The organism is Cellulomonas telluris (assembly GCF_004886325.1).
Lineage (GTDB): Bacteria > Actinomycetota > Actinomycetes > Actinomycetales > Cellulomonadaceae > Cellulomonas > Cellulomonas telluris.
Genome location: NZ_QXFN01000070.1, coordinates 1 through 564 on the forward strand (window position 1 = coordinate 1; position 564 = coordinate 564).

1 protein-coding gene is annotated in these 564 nt (G+C 67.2%); it reads left to right on the forward strand.

Translation table 11 applies throughout. The features are described from left to right. On the forward strand, window positions 1–564 hold a 564-nt coding region (locus tag FB586_RS18780; RefSeq protein WP_442319901.1), incomplete at both ends, for an ATP-dependent DNA ligase.

Sequence of the window (564 nt, forward strand, 5' to 3'; positions counted from 1 at the left end):
AGCCGCAACGACAACGACGTGACGCCTGCGTGGCCCGAGCTCAGCGACCCGCCGCTGGGGGAGCGTGACCTCATGGTCGACGGGGAACTCATCGCGCTCAACGATCGCGGAATCCCTGACTTCAGGATGCTCGGCCGCAGAATGCATCTTCGCGACGCCAAAGAAGTGGCAAGGCTCGCACGGGAGATCCCGGCGACTTTGATGGTCTTCGACCTGCTCCGCCTCGACGGCGAGGACCTGACGGCCCGTCCATTGGAGGAGCGGCTCGCACTGCTGGAGGGACTGCCGCTCGGAGACTCGTCCTGGCAGGTGCCGGTGGCTTACGACGACGGCGGCATGCTGTTCGAAGCGACGAAGCAGCAGGGACTGGAAGGCGTGATGAGCAAGCGCCGAGGCTCGCGTTACCAGTTCGGTGTCCGGAGCAAAGACTGGGTGAAGTTGCCACATCGTGACCGCGGCTCCTACGTCGTTGGCGGCTGGCGCCCCCAGGTCGGTACGACGGACCGGCTGGCGTCGCTGCTCGTCGGCGAGCCGACCGCCGACGGCCTGCTCTACCGCGGCCGG